The 23,981-nt window shown below is 63.1% G+C and carries 22 protein-coding genes and 1 pseudogene; 17 read left to right on the forward strand and 6 right to left on the reverse strand.

Features of this window, described 5'->3' with window-relative positions:
* The first annotated feature begins 47 nt into the window (after positions 1-47).
* The gene (locus tag AC1IN8_RS03330) at positions 48-1,469 is read left to right on the forward strand and encodes a carbon starvation CstA family protein (RefSeq protein WP_139434120.1); all 1,422 of its coding nucleotides are present in this window, start codon (positions 48-50) and stop codon (positions 1,467-1,469) included.
* 71 nt (positions 1,470-1,540) lie between these two features.
* Here the strand turns inward: AC1IN8_RS03330 and AC1IN8_RS03335 are convergent, their stop codons facing one another.
* The gene (locus tag AC1IN8_RS03335) at positions 1,541-3,169 is read right to left on the reverse strand and encodes a mechanosensitive ion channel family protein (protein ID WP_479758063.1); all 1,629 of its coding nucleotides are present in this window, start codon (positions 3,167-3,169) and stop codon (positions 1,541-1,543) included.
* Positions 3,170-3,393: 224 nt separating this feature from the next.
* Here AC1IN8_RS03335 and AC1IN8_RS03340 point away from each other — a divergent pair, with 224 nt between their 5' ends.
* The 5 genes from AC1IN8_RS03340 to AC1IN8_RS03360 all read left to right on the forward strand — a co-directional run bounded on the left by AC1IN8_RS03340 (position 3,394) and on the right by AC1IN8_RS03360 (position 8,619).
* Positions 3,394-3,726: a DUF3302 domain-containing protein gene (locus AC1IN8_RS03340; RefSeq protein ID WP_202045145.1), complete on the forward strand. Its 333-nt coding sequence runs from the start codon at positions 3,394-3,396 to the stop codon at positions 3,724-3,726.
* A gap of 10 nt (positions 3,727-3,736) precedes the next feature.
* Positions 3,737-4,774, forward strand: a complete 1,038-nt coding sequence (locus AC1IN8_RS03345) for an HlyD family secretion protein (protein ID WP_479758064.1) — start codon at positions 3,737-3,739, stop codon at positions 4,772-4,774.
* A 113-nt stretch (positions 4,775-4,887) separates the two neighbouring features.
* A complete protein-coding gene (gene radD, locus AC1IN8_RS03350; protein WP_479758065.1) occupies positions 4,888-6,648 on the forward strand; it encodes a DNA repair helicase RadD in 1,761 nt (586 codons plus the stop codon).
* Positions 6,649-6,740: 92 nt separating this feature from the next.
* Entirely contained in the window at positions 6,741-8,174 is a 1,434-nt protein-coding gene (dacB, locus tag AC1IN8_RS03355) for a D-alanyl-D-alanine carboxypeptidase/D-alanyl-D-alanine endopeptidase (RefSeq protein WP_479758067.1), read from the forward strand.
* Positions 8,175-8,361: 187 nt separating this feature from the next.
* Entirely contained in the window at positions 8,362-8,619 is a 258-nt protein-coding gene (locus AC1IN8_RS03360) for a GrxA family glutaredoxin (RefSeq protein ID WP_010674029.1), read from the forward strand.
* Positions 8,620-8,678: 59 nt separating this feature from the next.
* Here the strand turns inward: AC1IN8_RS03360 and AC1IN8_RS03365 are convergent, their stop codons facing one another.
* Positions 8,679-8,888, reverse strand: coding sequence for a DUF1653 domain-containing protein (locus tag AC1IN8_RS03365; RefSeq protein WP_005326862.1), 210 nt, complete (start codon positions 8,886-8,888; stop codon positions 8,679-8,681).
* Between the two features lie 359 nt (positions 8,889-9,247).
* Between AC1IN8_RS03365 and AC1IN8_RS03370 the strand changes: the two genes are divergently transcribed.
* Entirely contained in the window at positions 9,248-10,462 is a 1,215-nt protein-coding gene (locus AC1IN8_RS03370; RefSeq protein WP_029300366.1) for a pyridoxal phosphate-dependent aminotransferase, read from the forward strand.
* Positions 10,463-10,526: 64 nt separating this feature from the next.
* Here the strand turns inward: AC1IN8_RS03370 and AC1IN8_RS03375 are convergent, their stop codons facing one another.
* Positions 10,527-12,002, reverse strand: coding sequence for a YfcC family protein (locus AC1IN8_RS03375; protein WP_479758068.1), 1,476 nt, complete (start codon positions 12,000-12,002; stop codon positions 10,527-10,529).
* A gap of 162 nt (positions 12,003-12,164) precedes the next feature.
* A complete protein-coding gene (gene fabV, locus AC1IN8_RS03380; protein WP_202045139.1) occupies positions 12,165-13,358 on the reverse strand; it encodes an enoyl-ACP reductase FabV in 1,194 nt (397 codons plus the stop codon).
* 260 nt (positions 13,359-13,618) lie between these two features.
* Between fabV and AC1IN8_RS03385 the strand changes: the two genes are divergently transcribed.
* The 3 genes and pseudogenes from AC1IN8_RS03385 (at position 13,619) to AC1IN8_RS03395 (ending at position 15,683) form a co-directional block, all read left to right on the forward strand.
* The gene (locus tag AC1IN8_RS03385) at positions 13,619-14,065 is read left to right on the forward strand and encodes a DUF4124 domain-containing protein (protein WP_479758069.1); all 447 of its coding nucleotides are present in this window, start codon (positions 13,619-13,621) and stop codon (positions 14,063-14,065) included.
* A 370-nt stretch (positions 14,066-14,435) separates the two neighbouring features.
* A pseudogene (locus AC1IN8_RS03390) lies at positions 14,436-15,143 on the forward strand (PAS domain-containing protein); the annotation flags it as partial.
* Between the two features lie 150 nt (positions 15,144-15,293).
* On the forward strand, positions 15,294-15,683 hold the full coding sequence (locus AC1IN8_RS03395; RefSeq protein ID WP_479758456.1) for a methyl-accepting chemotaxis protein: 390 nt from the start codon (positions 15,294-15,296) through the stop codon (positions 15,681-15,683).
* 80 nt (positions 15,684-15,763) lie between these two features.
* Here AC1IN8_RS03395 and AC1IN8_RS03400 read toward each other — a convergent pair whose 3' ends face one another.
* Together AC1IN8_RS03400 and AC1IN8_RS03405 are read right to left on the reverse strand one after the other, a co-directional pair.
* A complete protein-coding gene (locus AC1IN8_RS03400) occupies positions 15,764-15,961 on the reverse strand; it encodes a hypothetical protein (RefSeq protein ID WP_139434130.1) in 198 nt (65 codons plus the stop codon).
* A gap of 61 nt (positions 15,962-16,022) precedes the next feature.
* Positions 16,023-16,919: a DMT family transporter gene (locus AC1IN8_RS03405; RefSeq protein WP_479758070.1), complete on the reverse strand. Its 897-nt coding sequence runs from the start codon at positions 16,917-16,919 to the stop codon at positions 16,023-16,025.
* Positions 16,920-17,030: 111 nt separating this feature from the next.
* On the opposite strand from AC1IN8_RS03405, the gene rsxA reads away from it, so the two are divergent.
* From rsxA to nth, 7 genes are read left to right on the forward strand one after another with little or no spacing between them, the layout of a single operon-like run.
* The gene (gene rsxA, locus AC1IN8_RS03410) at positions 17,031-17,612 is read left to right on the forward strand and encodes an electron transport complex subunit RsxA (protein ID WP_005326871.1); all 582 of its coding nucleotides are present in this window, start codon (positions 17,031-17,033) and stop codon (positions 17,610-17,612) included.
* A gap of 4 nt (positions 17,613-17,616) precedes the next feature.
* A complete protein-coding gene (gene rsxB / locus AC1IN8_RS03415) occupies positions 17,617-18,183 on the forward strand; it encodes an electron transport complex subunit RsxB (RefSeq protein ID WP_247626740.1) in 567 nt (188 codons plus the stop codon).
* Between the two features lie 14 nt (positions 18,184-18,197).
* Positions 18,198-20,705, forward strand: coding sequence for an electron transport complex subunit RsxC (rsxC, locus tag AC1IN8_RS03420; RefSeq protein ID WP_479758071.1), 2,508 nt, complete (start codon positions 18,198-18,200; stop codon positions 20,703-20,705).
* Positions 20,706-20,708: 3 nt separating this feature from the next.
* Positions 20,709-21,761, forward strand: a complete 1,053-nt coding sequence (gene rsxD, locus AC1IN8_RS03425) for an electron transport complex subunit RsxD (RefSeq protein ID WP_042648615.1) — start codon at positions 20,709-20,711, stop codon at positions 21,759-21,761.
* A gap of 43 nt (positions 21,762-21,804) precedes the next feature.
* The gene (gene rsxG, locus AC1IN8_RS03430) at positions 21,805-22,437 is read left to right on the forward strand and encodes an electron transport complex subunit RsxG (RefSeq protein WP_041205416.1); all 633 of its coding nucleotides are present in this window, start codon (positions 21,805-21,807) and stop codon (positions 22,435-22,437) included.
* A gap of 38 nt (positions 22,438-22,475) precedes the next feature.
* Positions 22,476-23,234 (forward strand): electron transport complex subunit E, encoded by a 759-nt coding sequence (locus AC1IN8_RS03435; RefSeq protein ID WP_162519109.1) that lies wholly within the window; start codon positions 22,476-22,478, stop codon positions 23,232-23,234.
* Between the two features lie 30 nt (positions 23,235-23,264).
* Complete coding sequence (nth, locus tag AC1IN8_RS03440; RefSeq protein ID WP_139434134.1) at positions 23,265-23,906, forward strand: endonuclease III; 642 nt, start codon at positions 23,265-23,267, stop codon at positions 23,904-23,906.
* Positions 23,907-23,981: the final 75 nt, after the last annotated feature.

A 23,981-nucleotide genomic window follows, 5' to 3' on the forward strand; every position in this document is an offset into this window, starting at 1 on the left:
CTAGACTGGCTGCGCACACCAAACAATAACAAAGCAGGAGCGTAGCAATGATCTGGTTCTTCCTCTGTGTCGGCTTACTTGTCGCCGGCTACTTCATCTACGGCAAATTCGTCGAGCGCATATTCGGGCCCAAGCCCGAACTGAAGACCCCCGCCATCACCATGGCGGACGGAGTGGACTATGTCCCCATGTCGGACAAGAAGGTCTACCTGGTGCAACTGCTCAACATCGCCGGCGTCGGCCCCATCTTCGGCCCCATCCTGGGCGCCCTCTACGGCCCGGTCGCCATGCTCTGGATAGTGTTCGGCTGCATCTTCGCCGGCGCGGTCCACGACTACTTCTCCGGCATGCTGTCGGTACGCGCCCGGGGCGCCTCGGTACCGACCGTGGTCGGCGAGCACCTCGGCACCGCCGCCAAGCACTTCATGAACCTCTTTGCCGTGGTGCTGCTGATGCTGGTGGGTGTGGTGTTCGTGCTGAGCCCGGCGGGTCTCCTGGCCAACCTCACCTCCACCGATCTGGTCTACTGGATAGTGGCGATCTTCGCCTACTACATCCTCGCCACCATAGTCCCCATCGACAAGATCATCGGCCGCTTCTACCCCATCTTCGGCGCCCTGCTGGTGTTCATGTCGGTCGGCCTCATCATAGGCCTCATCGTCTCCGGCAAAGGCTTCTACAACACCGGGATGGATTTTTCCAACCTGCACCCGACCGAGCTGCCGCTCTGGCCGCTGCTGTTCATCACCATCGCCTGCGGCGCGGTATCGGGCTTCCACGCCACCCAGTCACCGCTGATGGCGCGCTGCATGCAGAACGAGAAGTCCGGCCGTTTCATCTTCTACGGCGCCATGATAGGTGAAGGGATCATCGCCCTCATCTGGTGCACCCTGGGTCTCTCCTTCTACGACAGCACGGAGGCGCTCAACGCCACCATGGCGAACGGCGGCCCGGCGGCCGTGGTACACGAGGTCTCCACCAGCCTGCTCGGCACAGTGGGCGGCATCCTGGCCATCCTCGGCGTGGTGATCCTGCCCATCACCTCAGGTGACACCGCGTTTCGCAGCGCTCGCCTCATAGTGGCGGACTTCCTGAAGATGACCCAGAAGCCGCTGGCCAAGCGACTGCTGATCGCCATCCCCATGTTCATCCTCGGTTTCATCATCTCCAAGGCCGAGTTCGGGGTGATCTGGCGCTACTTCGGCTGGGCCAACCAGACCACAGCCGTCATCATGCTGTGGGCCGCCGCCGCCTACCTCATCAAGGAGGGCAAGCTGCACTGGATCTGCACCATACCCGCCATCTTCATGACCGCCGTGGTGATCACCTACCTGGCCAACGCCCCCATCGGCTTCGGGCTGGCGATGAACGTCTCCACCATCATAGGCCTGGTGAGCACCGCCCTCATCACCCTGGCCTTCCTGGTGAAGTTCAGACCCTCCCAGCTGAGGGAAGCCAAGGAGAGCTGAGTCCCGAGACTGCATTTTCCCCATGACAAGAGGCCCGGCATTGCTGCCGGGCCTCTTCATTTTCCGGGGAGCTACCCTTTGCTGGTCGTCCCGGGCGCCTCGGCGGGCGCCTGGTACCAATGTTCCCTCGCCACCAGTACCGCCTGCTCCGGCTGGGCGATGAAGTTGGGGGACATGATCTGCACCCCGAACTCGTTGAACACGTCCTGGATATGGCCGTGAAGCTCGGTCTTGACCACGGCGGGGAGCAGGTCCGCCTTCATCCTTACCTGCAGCTCGTATTCCACATACCAGTCCTGCAGATTCAGCTGGCGCACCAGGGGCGGCTCGGACTGGTTGAGCAGGGTGCAGCGGCGGGCCGCCAGCTCCAGCATGGCGTGCACCTGACGCCAGGGCGCATCGTAGCCGATAGTCACCTTGGTCAGCAGTGCGACCCCCTTCTCCCCCGCCAGCCGCGTCAGGTTCACCACCTTGCCCCCCACCACCACGGCATTGGGCAGGGTCACCTCGTGATCCTGGCGGGTCACCAGCTTGGTGGAGAGGGCATTGAGCTCGCTCACCATCCCCTCAACTTCACCAATCTGCACCAGATCGCCGGGCCGCAGGGCGCGGGAGTAGATGAGCACCAGGCCGCTCATGGCATGGTTCATGATGCCCGCCGACCCCAGGGTCACCATGAGACCGAAGAAGACGCTGATCCCCTTGAAGGCGTCGGAGTCGGCACCGGGCAGATAGGGGTAGGCCACGGTCAGGGCAAACAGCCAGATCACCACGGAGAGCAGCCGCCGGGTGGCCCCTATGGTCTCGGCATGCAGCCCCTGCACGCGAAACTGCCCCCGCTCGATGCGATCGAAGAGGATGGCCAGCATCCGGATGAAGAAGCGGGTGATGATGGCGATCAGCAGCACTGTCACCAGGCCCGGCATGGCCGCAATCATGCCCTCCAGCATGTCGCCGCACAGGGCAAACAGGGAGTCTCCCAGCCGCTCGCTCCAGGCCCGGGTCTGGGGGAAGAGGCCAAGCACATAGGTGAGCCAGCCATAAGTGAGCATGAAGACCAGCAACAGGGTCAGCAGGCCGAGCAAGCGGACCTCCACGTTGCCCGCCACCTGACGCCACTGGTGGGGGATCAATCCCTTCTGCAGCAGGAGGCGATTGGCGAGCCACTTCCTGAGCCGTCTATGTCCCCATTGCAGCGCCCAGATGAGGCCGAAGAAGATCAGGCTGGCCAGGATCGCCATGCCGCTGGCCTTGACCAGATAGGGGGTAGAGTGCAGCTCAAGGTACTTGAGCCGTACCTTGTCGAGCCGCTGGCGGACCCGCTCGCTCGCCTGATCCAGGCTCAGCTCGTCGAGGGCTTCCAGATCCCCCTCCACCAGCACCAGGATCCGCTTGCCATTGACCAGAAACTCCCGGCTGTCCTGCCCGAAGCGCCTGGCGCTCACCAGGGTCACCGGCTGTTCAAGATCGGAGGCCTGCATCTGCTTGATCCGCTCCTGCACCAGCCGAACCCTGCCCGCCCCGTCCAGACTGCCAAACTTGGCCTGGAGCATGACGATGGGTTCATGGAGCAGCACCAGGGTCTGTGCCTTCTCCTGCTCGGTTGGCTCCAGCCTGGGTTCGGCGGCCCATGCCGTCGTGGTCTGGGCAAGCATGAGCAGCAGCCCCAGCCAGAGGTTCATCCTGTATCGCCTTTCCATCGCGCATCCTTTCTGTTACGAGACATACGAATCTCTTTCCTGCTTGATTTTATAGAAATATTTAGACGGTGCATGTTAAATAACCAACCGGTTAACCTAGCCTGTACTGGCAAGCTAACTCCCCGATTGCACTCTTGCGATCTGCTAATATGCTGTCATCATGAGCCGATTATTGTGAATGCCAGGCTCCGGGTATGGCCTCGCGACTTAGATGGGAGAAATCGATGGTACTTGACTACATTGCCCTGGGAATATTGGTGTTCGTCGTCTTGATCATGTTCTATGGAGTCATCGTCATCCACGACATTCCGTATGAAATCGCCAAGCATCGCAATCACCCCCACCAGGATGCCATTCATGTGGCCGGCTGGGTCAGCCTGTTCACCCTGCACGTACTCTGGCCTTTCCTCTGGATCTGGGCCACGCTCTATCGCCCCGATCGCGGCTGGGGGTTCAGTCAGCGTCTTGAAAAAGACGAAGACGAAATCAACGCTCTCAAGCAGGAACTTGCCGCTCTGCAGGCCCGTATGACCACGCTCGAACAGACTGAAAAATAGGTAACCCTCCATGGATTTGCTACTTATTCTCACCTATACGGCCATCTGTGTAGGGATTTTCAAGATCTTCAAGATCCCGCTCAACAAGTGGACCGTACCGACCGCCGTGCTGGGTGGCGTCATCATCATCGGGGCCCTGATCACCCTGATGAACTACAACCACCCCTATGCCCAGACGGCCCGGAATTACTACGTTTCCACCCCCGTCGTGCCTCTGGTGAAGGGACGAGTGACCGAGGTCCCCGTCCAGCCCAACCAGGCTGTGAAGCAAGGCGACGTGCTGTTCAAGATAGATCCGGTGCGCTTCGAGCAGAAGGTCAACAGTCTGGCCGCCCGTCTCACCGCCAGCAAGGAGAGCCTCAACTCCATCAGCGCCAGGCTGCGCTCTGCGGTGCTTGACCGGGATCGGGCGAAAGAGCTGATGCGCCGTGGTATCGGCAAGCAGCGCGATCTGGATGTGACACAGGCCAACGTCGATGACATCACGGCGCAGATAGATCAGCAGAAGGCGACCATCGACGATCTGCAGGCCCAACTGGGCGAAGCGCAGTACAACCTGGAGCAGACAGTGGTCTATGCCCCCTCGGATGGCTATGTGCTGCAAATGGCCCTGCGCCCCGGCATGGTGGCCACCCCCTACCTCTATCGCCCCGTGATGACCTTCGTTCACAAGGACGAGAACTTCTATGTGGGCTGGTTCTGGCAGAACAGCATGCAACGCCTCAAGGCGGGTGACGAAGCTGAAGTGGTCATCGATGGAGCCCCGGGCCGCATCTTCAAGGGCAAGGTCGAGGCCATCATCCCGGCCATGGCACCCGGCAACATACAGGCCAACGCCCCCTTGCTGGACCAGAACTCGGCGCAGCAACCGGGTCGCCTGCCGGTGCTCATCCGCATCACGGATCCAGACTGGTCCCAGTATCAGGTGATCGCCGGCTCCAGCGGCCAGGCCGCCATCTATACCGAACACATGCACCACGTGGCCATCATGCGCAAGATCCTGCTGCGCATGGGCAGCTGGCTCAACTACCTGTTCCCCTTCCACTAAGCACCTTGGTGGTACCTGCGGGCCGGCATCATGCCGGCCCGCTGTTTTTGTGGCCCCAAGATCCCTATAATGGCGCCATCCTGCGCCGCACCATGTCCACACGCCACACCCTCATGTTCGTTCTCAGACCCTATCAAACCGACGCCGTCAACGCCGTGATCAGCCACTTTCGCAAGCACCCGGATCCCGCCGTGGTGGTGCTGCCCACAGGGGCGGGCAAGAGTCTGGTGATCGCCGAGCTGGCCCGCAAGGCCCGCGGCCGGGTGCTGGTGCTGGCCCATGTCAAGGAGCTGGTGGAGCAGAACCACGCCAAGTACGAGGCCTGGGGGCTCAAGGCCGACATCTTTGCCGCCGGGCTCGCACGCAAGGAGGCGAGCGCCCAGGTGGTGTTCGGCTCGGTGCAGTCGGTGGCGCGCAATCTGGATGCCTTCGACGGCGCCTTCTCGCTGCTCATCATCGATGAGTGCCACCGGGTCTCGCTAGATGACGACAGCCAGTACCATCAGGTATTGGACCACCTCAAGGCCGCCAATCCCGCCCTCAAGATCCTCGGCCTCACCGCCACGCCTTATCGGCTGGGGCTGGGCTGGATCTATCGACGCCACTACCACGGCATGGTGAAGAGCCACGGGGAGCGGCTGTTCGGTGACTGCGTGTTCGAGCTGCCCCTGCGCTTCATGGTGAAAAACGGCTACCTGACGCCGCCGCGCATGATCGATGCCCCCATAGTCCATTACGACTTCAGCAAGCTGGTAGCGCGGGAGAACGGCCTGTTCAGCGAGGCGGATCTCAACGGCGAGCTCAAGCGCCAGCAGCGGGTCACCCCCCATATCCTGAACCAGGTGCTGGAGTATGCGGCCGAGCGCCAGGGGGTGATGATCTTCGCCGCCACCGTCGAGCACGCCCGGGAAATTCAGGGACTGCTGCAGGCCAAATCCCAGATCGCGGCCCTCGTCACCGGCGAGACGCCGGGGCCGGAGCGCGATGCCCTCATCAGCGCCTTCAAGGCTCGGGAGATCAAGTTTCTGGTCAACGTGGCGGTGCTCACCACCGGCTTCGATGCCCCCCATGTGGATCTCATCGTGATGCTCAGACCCACGGAGTCGGTGTCGCTCTATCAGCAGATTGTGGGCAGGGGCCTGCGCCTCTCGCCGGGCAAGAGCGATTGTCTGGTGCTCGACTACGCGGGCAACAACTTCAACCTGTTCGCCCCCGAGGTAGGGGAGCCCAGACCCCACGCCGGCACAGAGCCGGTGCAGGTACCCTGCCCCGCCTGCGGCTTTGCCAACACCTTCTGGGGCAAGACCGACGAGGAGGGCAAGGTGGTCGAGCACTACGGCCGCCGCTGTCAGGGGCTGTTTGAAGATGACGAGGGCCACCGCGAGGAGTGCGACTATCGCTTTCGCGCCAAGATCTGTCCCGGTTGCGGCGCCGAAAACGACATCGCCGCCCGCCGCTGCCAGAGCTGCGATCAGCTGCTGGTAGATCCTGACGACAAGCTCAAGGAGGCGCTCAATCTCAAGGACTGCATGGTGATCCGCTGCGCGGGGCTGACCCTGAGTGCCGGGCGCGGCAAACAGGGGGAGCGGCTGGAGGTGACCTATCACGATGAGGACGGTCTCACCCTGACGGAGTACTTCGCCTTTCACACCAGCGGTGCACGGCGCTTGTTTCAACAACGCTTTGTGCGTCATCATTGGCCCGCCCCGGGCCTGGAGCCCGAATTCACCGCCATGGCAAGCGTGCTGGCTGCGCAAAGCCAGTTCCGTCACCCGGATTTCGTCATCGCCCGCAAGTCGGGGCGTTTCTGGCAGGTGAAGGAGAAAATTTTTGATTATGAAGGGCGGTACCGGACTGCCAACGCCTTTGCCTAGCCACGCCATCTGGCAGGCAAATGACAGTCACCAGGTTTGATTATCAGGGGCGCATCGCACTGCCGGCGCCCTTCGTTCAGTTAGAGGATCTTATGCAGCGGTTGTTGATTGGTTTTTGTGCTCTCTTTTCCCTGGTGGCCCAGGCCACCCCGCTGACCCCGCCCAAGGGGGGCCAGTACGCCATCATAGTCCAGGGCAACAACGGGGTGGAGTTTGCCCGTCACGCCGACGACATGATAGCCCCCGCCTCCACCATGAAGGTGCTGACCGCCCTGGCCGCCCGCCTCGAGCTCGGCGCCGACTTCCGTTTCGCCACCGATATCCAGGCCCAGGCTGGCGCCAGGCAGGGCAACACCATCAACGGCGACATCTGGATCAACTTCGTCGGCGACCCCACATTGTCGCGGATGGATCTGGTGGCCCTGTTCAAGCAGCTCGGGGTCACCCGCATTCAGGGCAATGTCTATGTCAACACCGGCGCCTACAACGGCTATGAGCGCGGCAACGGCTGGTCCTGGGGGGATCAGACCCTCTGCTTCGCGGCCCCGGTCTCCTCTGTCATCATCGACAAGAACTGCGCCTACGGCACCGTCACCGCCACCCAGATTGGCAAACCCGCGGTGGGCAACGTCGCCACCGGCGTCCCCATCGGTATCGGTGCCGACAACGTGGAGGTGATGAGCTATGGGGACATGGCGCGCCAGTTCTGCGCCCTGGAAGTGGACATGGCCAAGGGCAACTTCTATGAGCTCAAGGGCTGCATCACCCCGAACAAGGAGCCGCAAGGCTTGCGCTTTGCCATCCACGACGTGGAAGCCTGGGGCTGGGACAACATCCGCTGGGCCATGAACCGTGCCGGGATCAGCCACGACGGCCTGCTGCGTGTCACCCACAAGACACCGGTTGGCGCCGAGACGCTGGCGACCCACTACTCGGTCTCCCTGCCGGTGATGCTCTCCAAGATGCTGAAAAAATCCGACAACCTCTACGCCGACACCTTCCTCAAAACCGTGGGTCGTCACTACTACAACAAGCCGGGCAGCTATCGCAGCGGCACCATGGCGGTGCGCGCCATCCTGACCAAGAACGGCATCGATCTGGGCAACGCCACCCTGGCCGACGGCTCCGGTCTCTCCGCCCACAATCTCATCAGCGCTCGCCAGATGCTGTCGGTGCTGAACTTCATCCAGAAGAACGACGCCCAGCTCGACTTCATCAAGCTGCTGCCGAGCTCCCAGGTGGACGGCACCCTGGCCTGGCGACGCAGTGTCACCGCCCCCATGATGAAGAACAAGGTGCACGCCAAGACGGGCACCATTACTGGTACCTCGAACCTGGCTGGCTTCATCGACACCGCCGGTGGTCAGCGCAAGGCCTTCGTGATGTTCCAGCGCGGCCTCTCCCAGGATCCGGCCACCCACGAGCGCTACCGCGCCAGCAAGGCCCCCTGGCCCTGGACCGTCTTCGAAAAGGGTGTGCTGGAGAGCATCTATCAGCAGCAGCCCATCCAGATTGCCGAGCAGTAAGGCTGGCTCGAGGAGGGAACTCCCCTCGCCGCCAATCCAGATTGCCGCGCCAGGTGCCGACCCCTTTCCGGGGTGCAATCGAGCACGGCGAATGGGCGTATCGGTATTTTCAGCTTTGACTGGCCAGGAGCCGAGGCTATGCTGTCGCCAGCCTCGTCTCAACGGCCTTATCTAACGGAGAGAAAAGATGTTTGTAGAAATTTTTGGTCGCCCGGGTTGCCCCTATTGCGTTCGTGCCAAGCAGATTGCCGAGCAGCTGACCGAGGAGCGCGATGACTTCGAGTTCCGCTATGTGGACATCAACGTCGCCGGGCTCACCAAGGACGATCTCGCCGCCAAGGCGGGCAAGCCCGTCACCACGGTGCCGCAGATCTTCCTGGACGAGCAGCACATCGGTGGCTGCACCGATTTCGAGGCCTATGCCAGAGCCAATCTGGGCCTGTAAGACAGAATACCAATGCAAAAGGCGCCTCAGGCGCCTTTTTTCATGTCGCTTTACCAGGCTCATGCCACAGGCGTGAAGCGGCTCACCACCTGCCCCTGATGCTCAATCCACTCCATGAACATGGCGACCGGGCGGGCATAGACCTGTCCATCCTGCTCGGATTGGTAGACAACCAGCTGTTCCTGGGTTTCGGTGTGCAGGGCCAGGGCGAGCACTTGATAGTAACCCCCCTTGAAGTGGCGGTAGCGACCGGTGGCGGGTGCGTGCATGAAGATCCTCGACGACAGGATGAAAGGACGCCCTGGGCTGCGCGCGCCCTTGGCCGGCAGCAGGGGTTGGAGCAGATTTTTACCCCAGCCAATCGTGCCAGATGGGGTGGATAATTCAATACACTCTTGCTGCTTTATGAACCTCCCCCTCATCTTTCACTAGTCTCTCGCGAGAGAGGCAAACGATCCTGCTGAATTTAACAGACTGGCAACCCTGTTTCAGGGGTAAATATCAGGGATTTATTCCATAAATTAGATTGTTCTAGCATTCAATTCTGTGAAGAATAGGGGTAGAGAAATTTGATACTAAAAACAGCTTTTCTGCCAACGCGCCCCCAGGGGAAGGAATCACGCTCACCATGTTCACTATCGACAAGTCGCACAAGCTCGACGATGTCTGCTATGACATTCGCGGCCCGGTGCATAAAGAGGCCCGCCGTCTCGAGGACGAAGGCCACCGCATCATCAAGCTCAACATCGGCAACCCGGCCCCGTTCGGCTTCGATGCGCCGGAGGAGATCATCAAGGATGTGATCCTCAACATGCCCCTGAGCCAGGGCTACTGCGACTCCAAGGGGCTCTTCTCGGCCCGCAAGGCGGTGATGCAGTACTACCAGCAAAAGGGGATGCGCAAGGTCGACATCGACGACATCTACATCGGCAACGGCGCGAGCGAGCTCATCGTGATGGCGATGCAGGCGCTGCTCAACAACGGCGACGAGATGCTGGTGCCCTCCCCCGACTACCCGCTCTGGACCGCCGCCGTCACCCTCTCCGGTGGTCATGCGGTGCACTACCGCTGCGATGAAGGGGCCGACTGGTATCCGGATCTGGACGACATCCGCGCCCGCATCACCCCGCGCACCCGCGGCCTGGTGCTGATCAACCCCAACAACCCGACCGGCGCCGTCTACGGCAGCGAGTTCCTGCTAGAGGTGATCGAGATCGCCCGCCAGCACAACCTCATCATCTTCGCCGACGAGATCTACGACAAGATCCTCTACGACGACATCTCCCACACCAGCGTCTGCACCCTGTGCGACGACGTCATGGTGGTGACCTTCAACGGCCTCTCCAAGGCCTACCGCGCCTGCGGCTTCCGCCAGGGCTGGATGGTCATCACAGGGCCCAAGGGCCGCGCCAAGGGGTATATCGAGGGGCTGGAGATGCTGGCCTCCATGCGGCTGTGCGCCAACGTGCCCATGCAGCACGCCATCCAGACCGCGCTTGGTGGCTATCAGAGCATCAACGAGCTGATCCTGCCGGGCGGCCGCCTGCGCCGCCAGCGCGACAAGGCATGGGAGCTCTTGAACGAGATCCCCGGGGTCTCCTGCGTCAAGCCCAAGGGGGCGCTCTACATGTTCCCGCGCCTGGATCCCAAGGTGTACGACATCCGCGACGACCAGAAGATGGTGTTCGATCTGCTGCAGCAGGAAAAATTGCTGCTGGTGCAGGGCACCGGCTTCAACTGGCCCGCACCGGATCACTTCCGCCTGGTGTTCCTGCCCCGGGAAGAGGAGCTGGAAGAGGCCATCGGCCGCCTCGCCCGCTTCCTCAAGGGCTACAAGCAGTAAGCTCCGCCCATGATAAAGGCTCCCTCGGGAGCCTTTTTGCTGTCTGGCGTTTGCGCCCGACTCATCAGCCGTGGAGCAGGGCCCCGGCCACCAGCACCCCCATGGTGATGAGGGCGACGCCGATGATAAAAGGCAGCACCCAGCGCACGAAGCGATCGTAGGGGATCCTGGCGAGCGCCAGACCGGCCACCAGGTGGGCGGCGGTGGGGGCGAACAGGTTGATCCAGCCGGAGGCGGACTGATAGGCGGTGATCACCAGATCCCGGGAGATGCCGGAGAAGTCCGCGAGCGGCCCCATCAGCGGCATGGAGACGGTCGCCAACCCCGAGGTGGAGGGGATGAAGAAGCTCAGGATGATGTGCACCAGATAGGCCATCAGGATGAAGACCGACGACGACAGCCCGCTCACCAGCCCTTCGGCCCAGTGCAGAATGGTGTCTATGATGACGCCCTGCTCCATCACCACATAGATGCCCCGCGCCACCGCGACTACCAGGGCCACCCCGATGAGATCTCGCGCCCCGTTGAGGAAGGTCGCCACGTAATTGGATTCGGGCATCCGGTTGATCAGCGCAATCAGGATGGAGGCGCTGAAGAACAGGGTGGAGAGCTCGTCAAACCACCAGCCAAGGGTGGGCAACAGATCGATCCCCAGATCCGACCAGGGCACCACCGCATAGATCATCAGCAGGAAGGTGCCGAAGAAGACCAGCATGGTGAGCTTCTGCTTGCCGCTGAAGGCGAGGTTGCCGCTCTTCATCTGGGAGAACTCGTCGTCATAGACGATGTCGGCCAGCACGGAGCGGGACTTGTCCTGCTGCACCTGCTTGGCGTAGCGCATCACGAACCAGGAGGCGAAGATCACCAGCAGCAGCCACTGAATGACCCGCAAACCAATCCCCTCCCCGATGGGAATGCCGGCAAAACCGGAGGCGATACCGGTGGCAAAGGGGTTGACGGTAGAGGCCAGCACCCCGACCCCGGAGCCGAGCAGGATGATCCCCGCCGCCACCATGCGATCGAAGCCAGCGGCCATCATCACAGGAACGATCAGCGCCCAGAAGGCCACCGTCTCCTCCGCCATGCCGAAGGTGGAGCCGCCAAGAGCAAACAGCGCGATCAGCACGGGGATTAGCAGCCGCTCACGGCCGGCGAAGGCGCGCACTATGGCCCCCACCCCGGCATCGAGCGCCCCGCTCTGCATGGTCACCGCCAGAAAGCCGCCGATGATGAGCACGAAGAGCGCCACGTCGGCCGCCTTGTGAAAGCCCTGAATGGGGGCTTTTAGCACCTCGAACACCCCTTGCGGCTGAGCGGGCAGCTCTGTGTAGCTGCCGGGCACCGGCAACAACCGCTCGTCGCCGCTGTAGTCGGCCACGGCGGCCGCCGCCACCGGCTGCTGGGTCTTGGCCGTCAGGTAGTTGTACTTGCCCGCCGGCAGCACCCAGGTGAGGGCCGCCATCAGGGCGATGATGATGAAAAGCAGGGTATAAACGGTGGGGAGTTGGCGCTTCTTGGGCGCCTCGGTTGATGTGGTCATGGCTTCCCTTCCTCGGCAATGCCGTCATGTGATCCAAACAGCGCAAGACTAGCGGGTTTGGTCGGGGAAAAAGGTGATCGCGGATAATAAACCTGCGGCAACAGCTTGAATGAGCGGCAAAAAAACAGGGCCCCGCAGGGCCCTGTCGTCACATGGTCAGGCTCAGAGCTCGACCACGTCGAACGTCACGTCCGGATTCACATCCGCATCGTAATCCACCTCGTCCAGACCGAAACCGAACAGGCGCAGGAACTCCTGCTTGTAGCCGGCGTAGTCGGTGAGCTCACAGAGGTTCTCGGTGGTGATGGAGGGCCAGAGATCGCGGCAGGTCTGCTGCACGTCTTCACGCAGCTCCCAGTCATCCATGCGGATGCGGGCCTGCTCGTCCAGTGCCAGCTCCTCGCCATAGAGACGGGTGCGCAGCATGCGATCCACCTGCTCCATGCAGCCCTCGTGAATGCCCTTCTCCTTCATGATCTTGAAGGCCATGGAGATATAGAGCGGCATCACCGGAATGGCGGAAGAGGCTTGGGTCACCACGGATTTGAGCACGGCCACGTGGGCGGTGCCGCCCTTGGCGGCCAGATCGCCACGGATGGCGGCGGCGGCGCGGTCCAGATCTTCCTTGGCGCGGCCCAGGGTACCGTGCCAGTAGATGGGCCAGGTCAGATCGGTGCCGATGTAGGAGTAGGCCACGGACTTGGCGCCGTCGGCCAGCACGCCCGCATCACGCAGGGCAGCCATCCACAGCTCCCAGTCCTGACCGCCCATGACGGTGATGGTGCTCTGGATCTCTTCCTCGTTCGCCGGCTCGACGGTGGCGGTGATGATCTGATCCTTGTTGGTGTCGATGGCGGTGGAGGTGTAGACCTCGCCGATGGGCTTGAGGGCGGAGCGCACCACTTCGCCGGTGTCCGGCATCTTGCGCACCGGGGAGGCCAGGGAGTAGACCACCAGATCGATTTGACCCAGATCCTGCTTGATGAGCTCGATCACCTTGGCACGGCACTCGTGGGAGAAGGCATCGCCGTTGACGCTCTTGGCGTAGAGGCCCGCCTCTTTGGCGGCCTTGTCGAAGGCGGCGGAGTTGTACCAGCCGGCGGAGCCCGTCTTGGTCTCGGAGCTCGGCTTTTCGAAGAAGACGCCAATGGTGGCGGCGCCGCTACCGAAGGCAGTGGCAATCCGGGAGGCCAGACCATAACCGGTGGAGGCGCCGATCACCAGTACCTTCTTGGGACCATTCTCGATGGTGCCCTTGGCCTGGGTGTAAGCGATCTGGCGACGAACATTGGCTTCACAACCGACCGGGTGAGTGGTGGTGCAGATAAAGCCGCGAACCTTGGGTTTGATAATCATAGGGGTCTCGGATCCGTTAAATGGATGAAATCGGGGCATAAGATACCTCATTGTGGCCCGCTATGGTGCTCTGATGTGTTGAACTGCCGGGAAAACCGGCCAACATCCCGCCGTTTGGCACGGCAACCGGACACCCTGCGTGCAGGAGAAGAGGACAGGGCGACACGGGCACCCCCTCACTTTCATTGCGGGTGTCGGGGGCGATTGTCTGACCCGGCACCATGTACTAGTGTGCAAGGGGAGGATTCAAGGAGGAGTCTATGTCACGCACCCTGGTCATCTGCCTCGCCCTGCTGATGGCGGCCACCCCGCTCTCTGCCGAGGTCTACAAATGCACCGTCAACGGCAACATCACCTTCAGCGACATTCCCTGCACCGGTGACAGCGAGCCGGTGCGGATGAACATCTTCACCCCCTCGCCCGAGGAGGTCGAGCGGGCGAACAAGCGAACCCGGGATATAGAGGAGAACCTGGCCAGCGGTCGGAAGCAACGCCAGCTTGAGGCCCTGCGCACCGGGATGGGCGCCAGGGATCAGAAGATACCCCCTGAGATAGCCGGTGAGCGCAATGACCAGAGGGCGACGACCGAGACAAGCGATCTTGAGGACAGAGTACGCTCTCCCGGGATGCAGGGCGTGGCGCGCCAATACCAGAACGAGATGGAGGCGCTGAACAAGAAGATAAACACCCTCCAGCAGTCAAAATAATCCCCCCCCTGCCCGGTGCACAGGCCCGTTTTCCACGGGATGACCACTGCCCGCACACCGACACCAAAGGGTCACACCACCGACAGTGCCAATGGCGCCGCCTTCATGCCACTCTCGGCTCGGCTGGCAGTGCCCCGTGGCCGGCATGTGGACGATGCCATCCGACGCCCTGTGCCGAGGGAACATAAATCGGGATTGAAAATAAATATTCAAAAAGTCGATGCGGAGTCGATTAAGGTTCATCAAGCAGCAATGTTATTGTTAATTCACTCAGATTACTGTCGGTCTGTCATTCAAGGGTCTCATGGAGGAGCTCCGTATGTTCTGGAATCACAAAGCAAGCAAGGAAGCGAGTGAACAGGTGGTGAAGATGGCGGAGCTGGGGGCTTTCGAGCAGGCCATCCAGTCCCAGGTGCCTTTCATCCAGTTCACTCCGGCCGGCACGGTCACCTTCGTCAACGACCTCTTTCTGAAGATCGTGGGCTTTCAACGGGAGGAGGTGATTGGCAAGCACCACAGTGCGCTCTGCTTCCCGGAGGACGTCAAGACCCGTGATTACGAGAGCCTGTGGCAGGATCTGCGCGGCGGCATCTCCCGCAACGGCCGCTTCATCCGCCAGTCGAAATCGGGCAAGGCTGTCTGGCTGGAGGCCACCTATTTCCCCATCATGATCGATGGCAAGGTGGCACGCGTCGCCAAGGTCGCCTCGGACGTGACCCAGCAGCAGTCTTCCCTCGAGCGTACCCAGGCCCTGCTGGCGGCGCTCGACAAATCCCTGGCAGTGATCGACTTCCAGCCGGATGGCACCGTCATCACCGCCAACCAGAACTTCCTCCACTGCTTCGGCTACCGGCTGGAGGAGGTGGTCGGCAAACACCACCGCCAGTTCTGCGACCCCGAGTTCTACCAGAAAAACCCCAACTTCTGGCGCGATCTCGGCTCGGGGGACATCAAGTCCGGACTCTTCATGCGCCTTGGTCACCGCGGGGAGAAGATCTGGCTGGAGGCGACCTACAATCCCATCTTCAACCACGAGGGCAAGGTGGTCAAAATCATCAAGCTGGCGAGCGACATCACGGAGCGGGTGGAAAAATCCATCTCCACCCGGGAGGCGGCCCAGAAGGCCTGCGCCATCGCCAGCGAAACCGTCGCCAGTGCCGCCAAGGGGCGCGAGGTGATCGACAAGGTGCTGGAGACCTCCTCCCACATCAACACCTCGGTCAACGAGGTGAGCAATCAGATAGATCTGCTCAATCAGCAATCCAAGAGCATAGAGTCCATCATCTCCACCATCAGCGGCATCGCGGATCAGACCAACCTGCTGGCACTCAATGCCGCCATCGAAGCGGCCAGGGCCGGCGAGCAGGGCCGGGGCTTTGCGGTGGTCGCCGACGAGGTGAGGCAGCTGGCGGCCAGAACCTCGACCTCCACCAACGAGATCGTCTCCGTCATCAAGCACAACTCCGACATCACCTCCAAGATCACCCAGACCGTCTCCGTCGTCTCAGGCAAGGCGGTGGCGGGGCAGGATCAGGCCAACATCATCGCCGACGTCATCAAGGAGATCATCGAGGACGCCAACTCGGTCTCGGACACCGTCAAGAGCCTCTCCATCTGAGCTCGGTGCGCACCATCCAAAAACAACGCGGGGCCAGGCCCCGCGTTGTTTTTTGCTCATCCAAGACACGCCAAGAGGCGTCAATCCCCTCCCTGCAGATAGTGCCTCGCCTCCTCGTCGGCCTGACCCAGGGCCAGCTCCCACAACTCGGCGATGCAGAGCCCCTCCTCCCCCACCGCCGCCTCCTCCAGGGCCTCCAGGGCTCTGGCATCGGCCAGGGTAAAAGGGTGGTGGCTCAACAAGGTCTTGGCCTCGGCCAGCAACTTCATGTCGCTCATGGTGTGGCTCCTTCATGGCCAGCATAGGTCCCTGTCCAGACTGTAGCCGATCGGGGGAAAGTCAACTCTGGGCGGCGGCGCTGCGTACCCGGTTTTTGCCCGCTGGCAACTGACCGACCCCGATGCCGGCCAGCACGGCGGCGCAGGCAACCCATTGCAGGGCACCCAGCGTCTCCCCCAGCAGCAGATAGGCGAGCAGCAGGGTGAAGACCGGGATGAGGTTCACATAGGCGGCCGCCAGGGTCACCTTCACCTGGGTCACCGACCAGTTGTAGAGCAGGTAGGCGCCAAGGGTCACGAAGGCGCCGAGGAAGAGGATGACCCCCATGTCCTGCCAGGCCCAGGCTGCAGGCCAGGGGGCACTGAAGGCGAAGGGGGCGAAGAAGAGGGTGCCGACGAAGGCCTGCAGAGCGGTCAGGGTCAGCACGCCGTAGCGGCTGGAGAGCTTCTTGAACACCACCGAGTAGGTGGCGGCGCAAAGCATGGCCCCCATCTCCAGACTGTTGCCGAGCAGGGCGTTGGGAGCGAACTCATCCGCCCCCTCGGCCAGCCCCAGCAGGGCGATGCCACAGATGGCGATGGCAAAACCCAGCAGCTGGCGGCGGCTCACCCGCTCCCTCAGCAGCACGAAGGCCACCAGGGCCACCATCAGGGGCAGCAGCGCACAGACCATGCCCGCCTGCCCGGCACTGGTGTAGCGCAGGGCATTGACCTCCAGCAGGAAATAGAGGCAGGGCTCCAGGGCGCCCATCAGGGCCAGCCAGCGCCAATCCCCTTTTTGATAGTGGAAGTTGCCGAGGTGACGGTAACAGAGCAGCCAGCAGCCCGATGCCACCGCCATGCGCATAAACAGCACCTGACCGAAGGACCAGACCTCCAGCACATGTTTAAGGGCGATAAAGGAGCTGGACCAGAGCAGCATGGCCAGGGTGAGGGTCAGTATGGGTAACGGGCGCACAATGCCTCCATGAATTGGGCCCCCGAATAATAACCATACGGCCTTGCGGTTGTCTAAAGGCACCTAACATCAGATAATACTGCCGCCTTCACACCGGAAAACCCATCGTCAATGACTGAGTACCTGCTTTTACTGGTCAGTACCGTGCTGATCAACAACTTCGTGCTGGTGAAGTTTCTCGGCCTCTGCCCCTTCATGGGCGTCTCCGGCAAGCTGGAAACCGCCATCGGCATGGGACTGGCCACCACCTTCGTGATGACGCTCGCCAGCGCCTGCTCCTATCTGATGGAGCACTATATCCTGATCCCGCTGGACATCGCCTATCTGCGCACCCTGGGCTTCATCCTGGTGATCGCCGTGGTGGTGCAGTTCACCGAGATGGTGATCCGCAAGAGCAGCCCGACCCTCTATCGCCTGCTCGGCATCTTCCTGCCCCTCATCACCACCAACTGCGCCGTGCTGGGCGTCGCGCTGCTGAGCATCAACGAGCGTCACAACTTCATCCAGAGCATCATCTACGGCTTCGGGGCTGCCTGCGGTTTCTCGCTGGTGCTGATCCTGTTTGCCGCCATGCGTGAGCGTCTGGTGGCCGCCGACGTGCCTGCCCCCTTTCGCGGCGTCTCCATCGCCATGGTCACCGCCGGCCTGATGTCCCTGGCCTTCATGGGCTTTACCGGCCTCATCAAGATATAGCGCTATGACTCACATACTCTTTGCCATCCTGGTGCTGGCCCTGCTGGCCCTGGCCTTCGGCATCATTCTGGGCTATGCCGCCGTCAAGTTTCATGTGCAGGCCGACCCCATCGTCGACCAGCTAGATGCCCTGCTGCCCCAGACCCAGTGCGGCCAGTGCGGCTACCCGGGCTGCAAGCCCTACGCCGAGGCCCTGGCCAACGGCGACAAGATCAACAAGTGCGTGCCCGGTGGCGATACCACCATGCGCAAGATAGCGGATCTGATGGGGGTCGAGCCCCAGCCGCTGGACGGTGGCGACGAAGCGGCCGTCCCCGTCAAGAAGGTCGCCTTCATTCACGAGGACATGTGCATAGGTTGCACCAAGTGCATCCAGGCCTGCCCGGTCGATGCCATCCTCGGCGCCACCAAGGCGATGCACACCGTCATCGCGGCCGAGTGCACCGGGTGCGATCTCTGCGTCGACCCCTGCCCGACCGACTGTATCGAGATGATCCCGGTGCCGACCACGGTCGACAACTGGAAATGGGATCTGGCCAAGGTCGCCATTCCGGTCAAGATAGTGGAATAAACAGCGGAGTAACCATGCAGCATCTGCTAGAACGCATCAAAGCCGGCACCCTCTGGGATTTTCACGGTGGCATTCATCCTCCCGAGAACAAGCACCAGTCCAGCCTGACCCCCGTCGTGGACGCGGGTCTCCCCCCCCAGCTCATCATACCGGTGCGCCAGCACGCGGGCCCGGCCGGCGAACTGCTGGTACGGGTGGGTGACAGGGTCAAGAAGGGCCAACCGCTGACCCGTCATGACAAGGGTCGCATAGTGCCGGTGCACGCCTCCACCTCGGGCACCATCACCGCCATCGAACAACACACGGTGGCGCACCCCTCGGGCCTGGACGATCTCTGCGTCATCCTGACCCCGGACGGGGAAGATGCCTGGGGTGAGCGCAACCCCCAACCCGACTACTGGAATCTGGAGCGGGGCGAACTGCTCGAGCGCATCCAGCAGGCGGGCGTCGCTGGGCTCGGTGGCGCCGTCTTCCCGACCCACAGCAAGCTCGATGGCCGCGGCCAGCTCACCGAGATCCTGATCGTCAACGGCCTGGAGTGCGAACCCTACATCACCACAGACGATCGCCTGATGCAGGAGTATGCCGACGAGATCATGGACGGCATCCGGGTGCTCAAGCACCTGCTCAAGCCCAAGCTCACCCTGATCGGGGTGGAAGACAACAAGCCGGCGGCCATCGACGCCCTGACCCGCCATGCCACAGACGAGGATGTGCTGGTCAAGTCGGTGCCGACCAAGTACCCCTCCGGCGGTGCCAAGCAGACCATAGAGCTGCTCACCGGACGCCAGGTGCCCAAGGGAGGCCGGGCGGTCGACATGGGCATCATGGTGCTCAACGTCGCCACCGTGTTCGCCATCAAGCGCGCCATCATCGACGGCGAGCCGCTCATCTCGCGCATCGTCACCCTCACCGGCGACGCCTTCAAAAAGCCCGGCAATGCCTGGGTACGCCTCGGCACCCCGGTGCGCTGGCTGCTGCAACGCTTCGAGCTGCAACCGGAGGCGGATCAGCGGGTCATCATGGGGGGCCCCATGATGGGCTTCACCCTGCCCCATGCCATGGTGCCCGTGGTCAAGGCCACCAACTGCCTGCTCTCCCCCACCCGCGCCGAGCTGCCGCCCCCCGGCCCGGAACAGGCCTGCATCCGTTGCAGCGCCTGTGCCGACGCCTGCCCCGCCAACCTGCTGCCCCAGGAGCTCTACTGGTACAGCCGGGTCAAGGAGTATGACAAGGCCGAGAAGCTCAACCTGTTCGACTGCATAGAGTGCGGGGCCTGTGCCTGGGTCTGCCCGAGCGAGATCCCCCTGGTGCAGTACTACAAGATTGCCAAGGATGACATCCGCGAGGTCCGTGCCGAGCACGAGAAGGCGGAGCGCGCCAAGCAGCGCTTCGAGGCCAAGCAGGCCCGCTTCGAGCGGGACAAGGCCGCGCGGGAGGCTCGCCACGCCGAGGCCGCCGCCCAGCGTCGCCAGGCCATGGCCGCGGCCGGGGGGGATGATCCCGTCGCCGCCGCCCTGGCCCGCCTCAAGGCCAAGCAGGATGCCGCCAGCGCAGAGACTCCGCCGGACAACGCCGCCATGATGGCCGCCCGCGAGGCGCGCAAGCAGGAGGCGCTGGCGCGCCGCGCCGCCAAGGCGGTCGAGACCGCACAGCCGGATGATGCCGGCACGGCTGTCGTTGCCGAAGCCGATCCCAAGAAGGCCGCCATTGCCGCCGCCCTGGCTCGCGCCAAGGCCAAGAAGGCTGCCCAGGCTGCCGGTGACGAGGCCAGCAACACGGCTGCTGCCCCGGGCGAGCCGGTGGCTGAGCCCGCCCCCGAGGCCGACCCCAAGAAGGCCGCCATCGCCGCCGCCCTGGCCCGCGCCAAGGCCAAGAAGGCTGCCCAGGCTGCCGGTGACGAGGCCAGCAACACGGCTGCCGCTCCGGGCGAGCCGGTGGCCGAGCCCGCTGCCGAGGTCGACCCCAAGAAGGCGGCCGCCGCCGAGGTCGCGCCCGATGCGCCAGTCCCCTCAAGGGACGCCGTGAGCGACATGCAGGCCGCCCCGAGCGAGCCGGTGGCCGAGCCCGCTGCCGAGGCCGATCCCAAGAAGGCGGCCATCGCGGCTGCCATCGCCCGCGCCAAGGCCAAGAAGCTGGCGGCCGCCGCCGAGGTCGCGCCCGACGCACCCGTCCCCTCAAGTGACGCCGTGAGCGACACGCAGGCCGCCCCGGGCGAGCCGGTGGCCGAGCCCGCCCCCGAGGTCGACCCCAAGAAGGCCGCCATCGCTGCTGCCATCGCCCGCGCCAAGGCCAAGAAGCTGGCGGCCGCCACCGAGGTCGCGCCCGAGGCACCCGTCCCCTCAAGTGACGCCGTGAGCGACATGCAGGCCGCCCCGAGCGAGCCGGTGGCTGAGCCCGCCCCCGAGGTCGACCCCAAGAAGGCGGCCATCGCCGCTGCCATCGCCCGCGCCAAGGCCAAGAAGCTGGCGGCCGACGCCGCGGCGCACACCCCTTCCCCTTCGACCGACAAGAGCCACTGATCCATGTTCAATCTCGCGAGTGCGCCCTTCGCCCATAACCGCAGACAGACCCAGACCCTGATGCTGCTGGTGATCCTGGCCTGTCTGCCCGGCTTCCTGGCCCAGACCTGGTTCTTCGGCTGGGGGACCCTGATCCAGATCCTGCTGGCCCTGGTGACGGCCCTGGGCTGCGAGGCCCTGGTCCTGCGCCTGCGCGGCCGCCCTGTCAAACCGGCCCTGCTGGACGGCAGCGCGGCCCTCACCGCCGTGCTGATCGGCCTCTCCCTGCCCCCCCTGCTGCCCTGGTGGATGCTGGTGCTGGGCACCGCCTTTGCCATCATCATCGCCAAGCATCTCTATGGCGGGCTCGGTCAGAACCTGTTCAACCCGGCCATGGTGGCCTATGTGCTGCTGCTGGTCTCCTTCCCGGTCCAGATGACCAGCTGGCTGCCCCCCTCCAGCATCGCCGCCTACGGGGTCGACTTTGGGGACGCCGTCTCGGTGATCTTCACCGGCTTCAGCCTGGACGGCTACAGCCTGGCGCAGCTCAAGCAGGGGGTGGATGGCCTGACCATGGCCACTCCCCTCGACACCCTGAAGACGGGCCTGACCCAGGGGCTCACCGCCAGCGAAGTGATGACTCACGCCGTGTTTGAGGGTTGGGGCGGGATTGGCTGGAGCTGGGTCAACCTCGGCTACCTGCTGGGTGGCCTCTTCCTGCTGCAGCAGAAGGTGATCAACTGGCGCATTCCCACCGCCGTGCTGGGGGCCCTGCTGCTGTCTGCCACCCTGGGTTATCTGGCCACGCCGGACGCTACCGCCACCCCCATGCTGCACCTGTTCAGCGGCGCCACCATGCTGGGGGCCTTCTTCATCGCCACCGATCCGGTGAGCGCCAGCACCACGGCCAGGGGTCGCCTCATCTACGGCGTGCTGATCGGCGTGCTGGTCTACCTGATCCGCCGCTTCGGCGGCTACCCGGACGCCTTCGCCTTCGCCGTGTTGCTCGCCAACCTCTGCGTGCCGCTCATCGACAGCCTGACTCGCCCCAAGGTCTATGGGGATCGCCGCAAATGACTTCATCTTTGACTTCTCATACCAGCGGAACCGGAGCCACAACATGTTAAAGAGCATGCGTAAAAACGGCGTCACCCTGGCCCTGTTCGCCCTCGGCTGCACCGCCATGGTGGTGCTGACCAACGAGCTGACCCGGGATCGCATCGCCCACCAGCAACAGCTGGAGAAGCTGCGCACCCTGGAGGCCCTGCTGCCGGCGGGGAGCTATGACAACGATCTGGTGGCCAGCTGCAGGCTGGTCACCAGCCGCGAGTACCTGGGCAGCGATCAGCCCATGCCGCTCTACACCGCGACCCTCAAGGGGGAGCACACCGGCTATGCGCTGGAAACCGTGGCCCCCGACGGCTACAGTGGTGCCATTCGCATGGTGGTCGGCACAGATGCCAGCGGCGCCATCAGCGCGGTGCGGGTGCTGGCTCACAAGGAGACCCCGGGTCTTGGCGACAAGATAGAGCTGAAAAAATCGAGCTGGATAGAGAGCTTCGTCGGCAAGTTCCTCACCAAGGAGAACGCGGCAAGCTGGGCGGTGAAGAAGGATGGTGGCGAATTTGACGCCTTCACCGGCGCCACCATCACCCCCCGCGCCGTGGTCAAGGCGGTGAAGAATCTGCTGCTGCTGCAACAGGAGCACCCTGAGCTGCTGCAAGAGGCCCCCTCCTGTGACGCCACCCCCTGACACCGGAGCCCCGTATGGCGCATACAACGGAACAAGCAATGGAACAAGTTGATGTGATTGACGGCCAGAGCCCGGCCGATGAGGGCAACAGCCGCCGCGAGGAGCTCAAGGAGCTGATGCTGCAGGGGCTGTGGAAGAACAACCCCTCCCTGGTGCAGGTGCTGGGGCTCTGCCCGACCCTGGCGGTCTCCTCCACCTTTACCAATGCCCTGGGGCTGGGTCTTGCGACCATGGTGGTGCTGGTCTGCTCCAACCTGGCCGTCTCCCTGGTGCGCAACTGGGTGCCCAAGGACATTCGCATCCCGGTCTACGTGATGATCATCGCGGCCCTGGTGACCAGCGTGCAGCTGTTGATGAACGCCTACACCTATGGCCTCTATCAGGCGCTCGGCATCTTCATCGCCCTCATCGTCACCAACTGCGTCATCATAGGCCGGGCCGAGGCCTATGCCTCCAAGAACCCGCCCCTGCTGGCGGCCATCGACGGCTTCATGATGGGGCTGGGCTTCACCCTGGTGCTGCTGTTGCTGGGGGGCCTGCGTGAGATCATCGGCATGGGCACCCTGTTCGACGGCGCCGATCTGCTGCTGGGGGAGTGGGCCAGGTCCCTGCGCATCGAGCTGTTCCACGCCGATGCCAGCCTGCTGCTGGCCATTTTGCCGCCGGGGGGCTTCATCGGCCTGGGGCTGCTCATCGCCGGCAAGAACGCCATCAACGACTGGATGGGCCGCAAGCAGCGTGCCGACAAGGCGCACTGCAGCCTGCCCGCAGCCGGTGCCCGCACCACCCAGCTCTGAGGGCTGGCACCAAGACAGACATGAGACGCGATGAATAACCAAAAACGCAGAGAGATACTGGAGCGGCTGCGGGAGAACAACCCGCACCCCACCACCGAACTCAACTTCAGCTCGCCGTTCGAGCTGCTGATCGCCGTGCTGCTGTCGGCTCAGGCGACCGATGTCAGCGTCAACAAGGCCACCGACAAGCTCTATCCGGTGGCCAATACCCCGGCCGCCATGCTGGCTCTCGGGGTGGACGGCGTGAAGGAGTACATCAAGACCATAGGCCTGTTCAACACCAAGGCCGAGAACGTCATCAAGACCTGCGCCATCCTGCTGGAGCGCCACGGTGGCGAGGTGCCAGAAAATCGCGAGGCACTGGAAGCCCTGCCGGGGGTGGGCCGCAAGACCGCCAACGTGGTGCTCAACACCGCCTTCGGCTGGCCCACCATAGCGGTCGATACCCATATCTTCCGGGTGTCGAATCGCACCGGCTTCGCGGTGGGCAAGAACGTGGATCAGGTCGAAGAGAAGCTGCTGAAGGTGGTGCCCGCCGAGTTCAAGCTGGATGTGCACCACTGGCTCATCCTGCACGGGCGCTACACCTGTCTGGCGCGCAAGCCACGCTGCGGCTCCTGTATCATCGAAGACCTGTGCGAGTACAAAGAAAAGGTCTACCCGGAGAGCTGAGCAATGGGGCGCCGCCACAGCCACCCGCCTGGCTCGCACACGTCTACGGCCGTGGCTCCTGTATCCTCGAAGAGT

The organism is Aeromonas sp. 130281 (genome assembly GCF_056642115.1).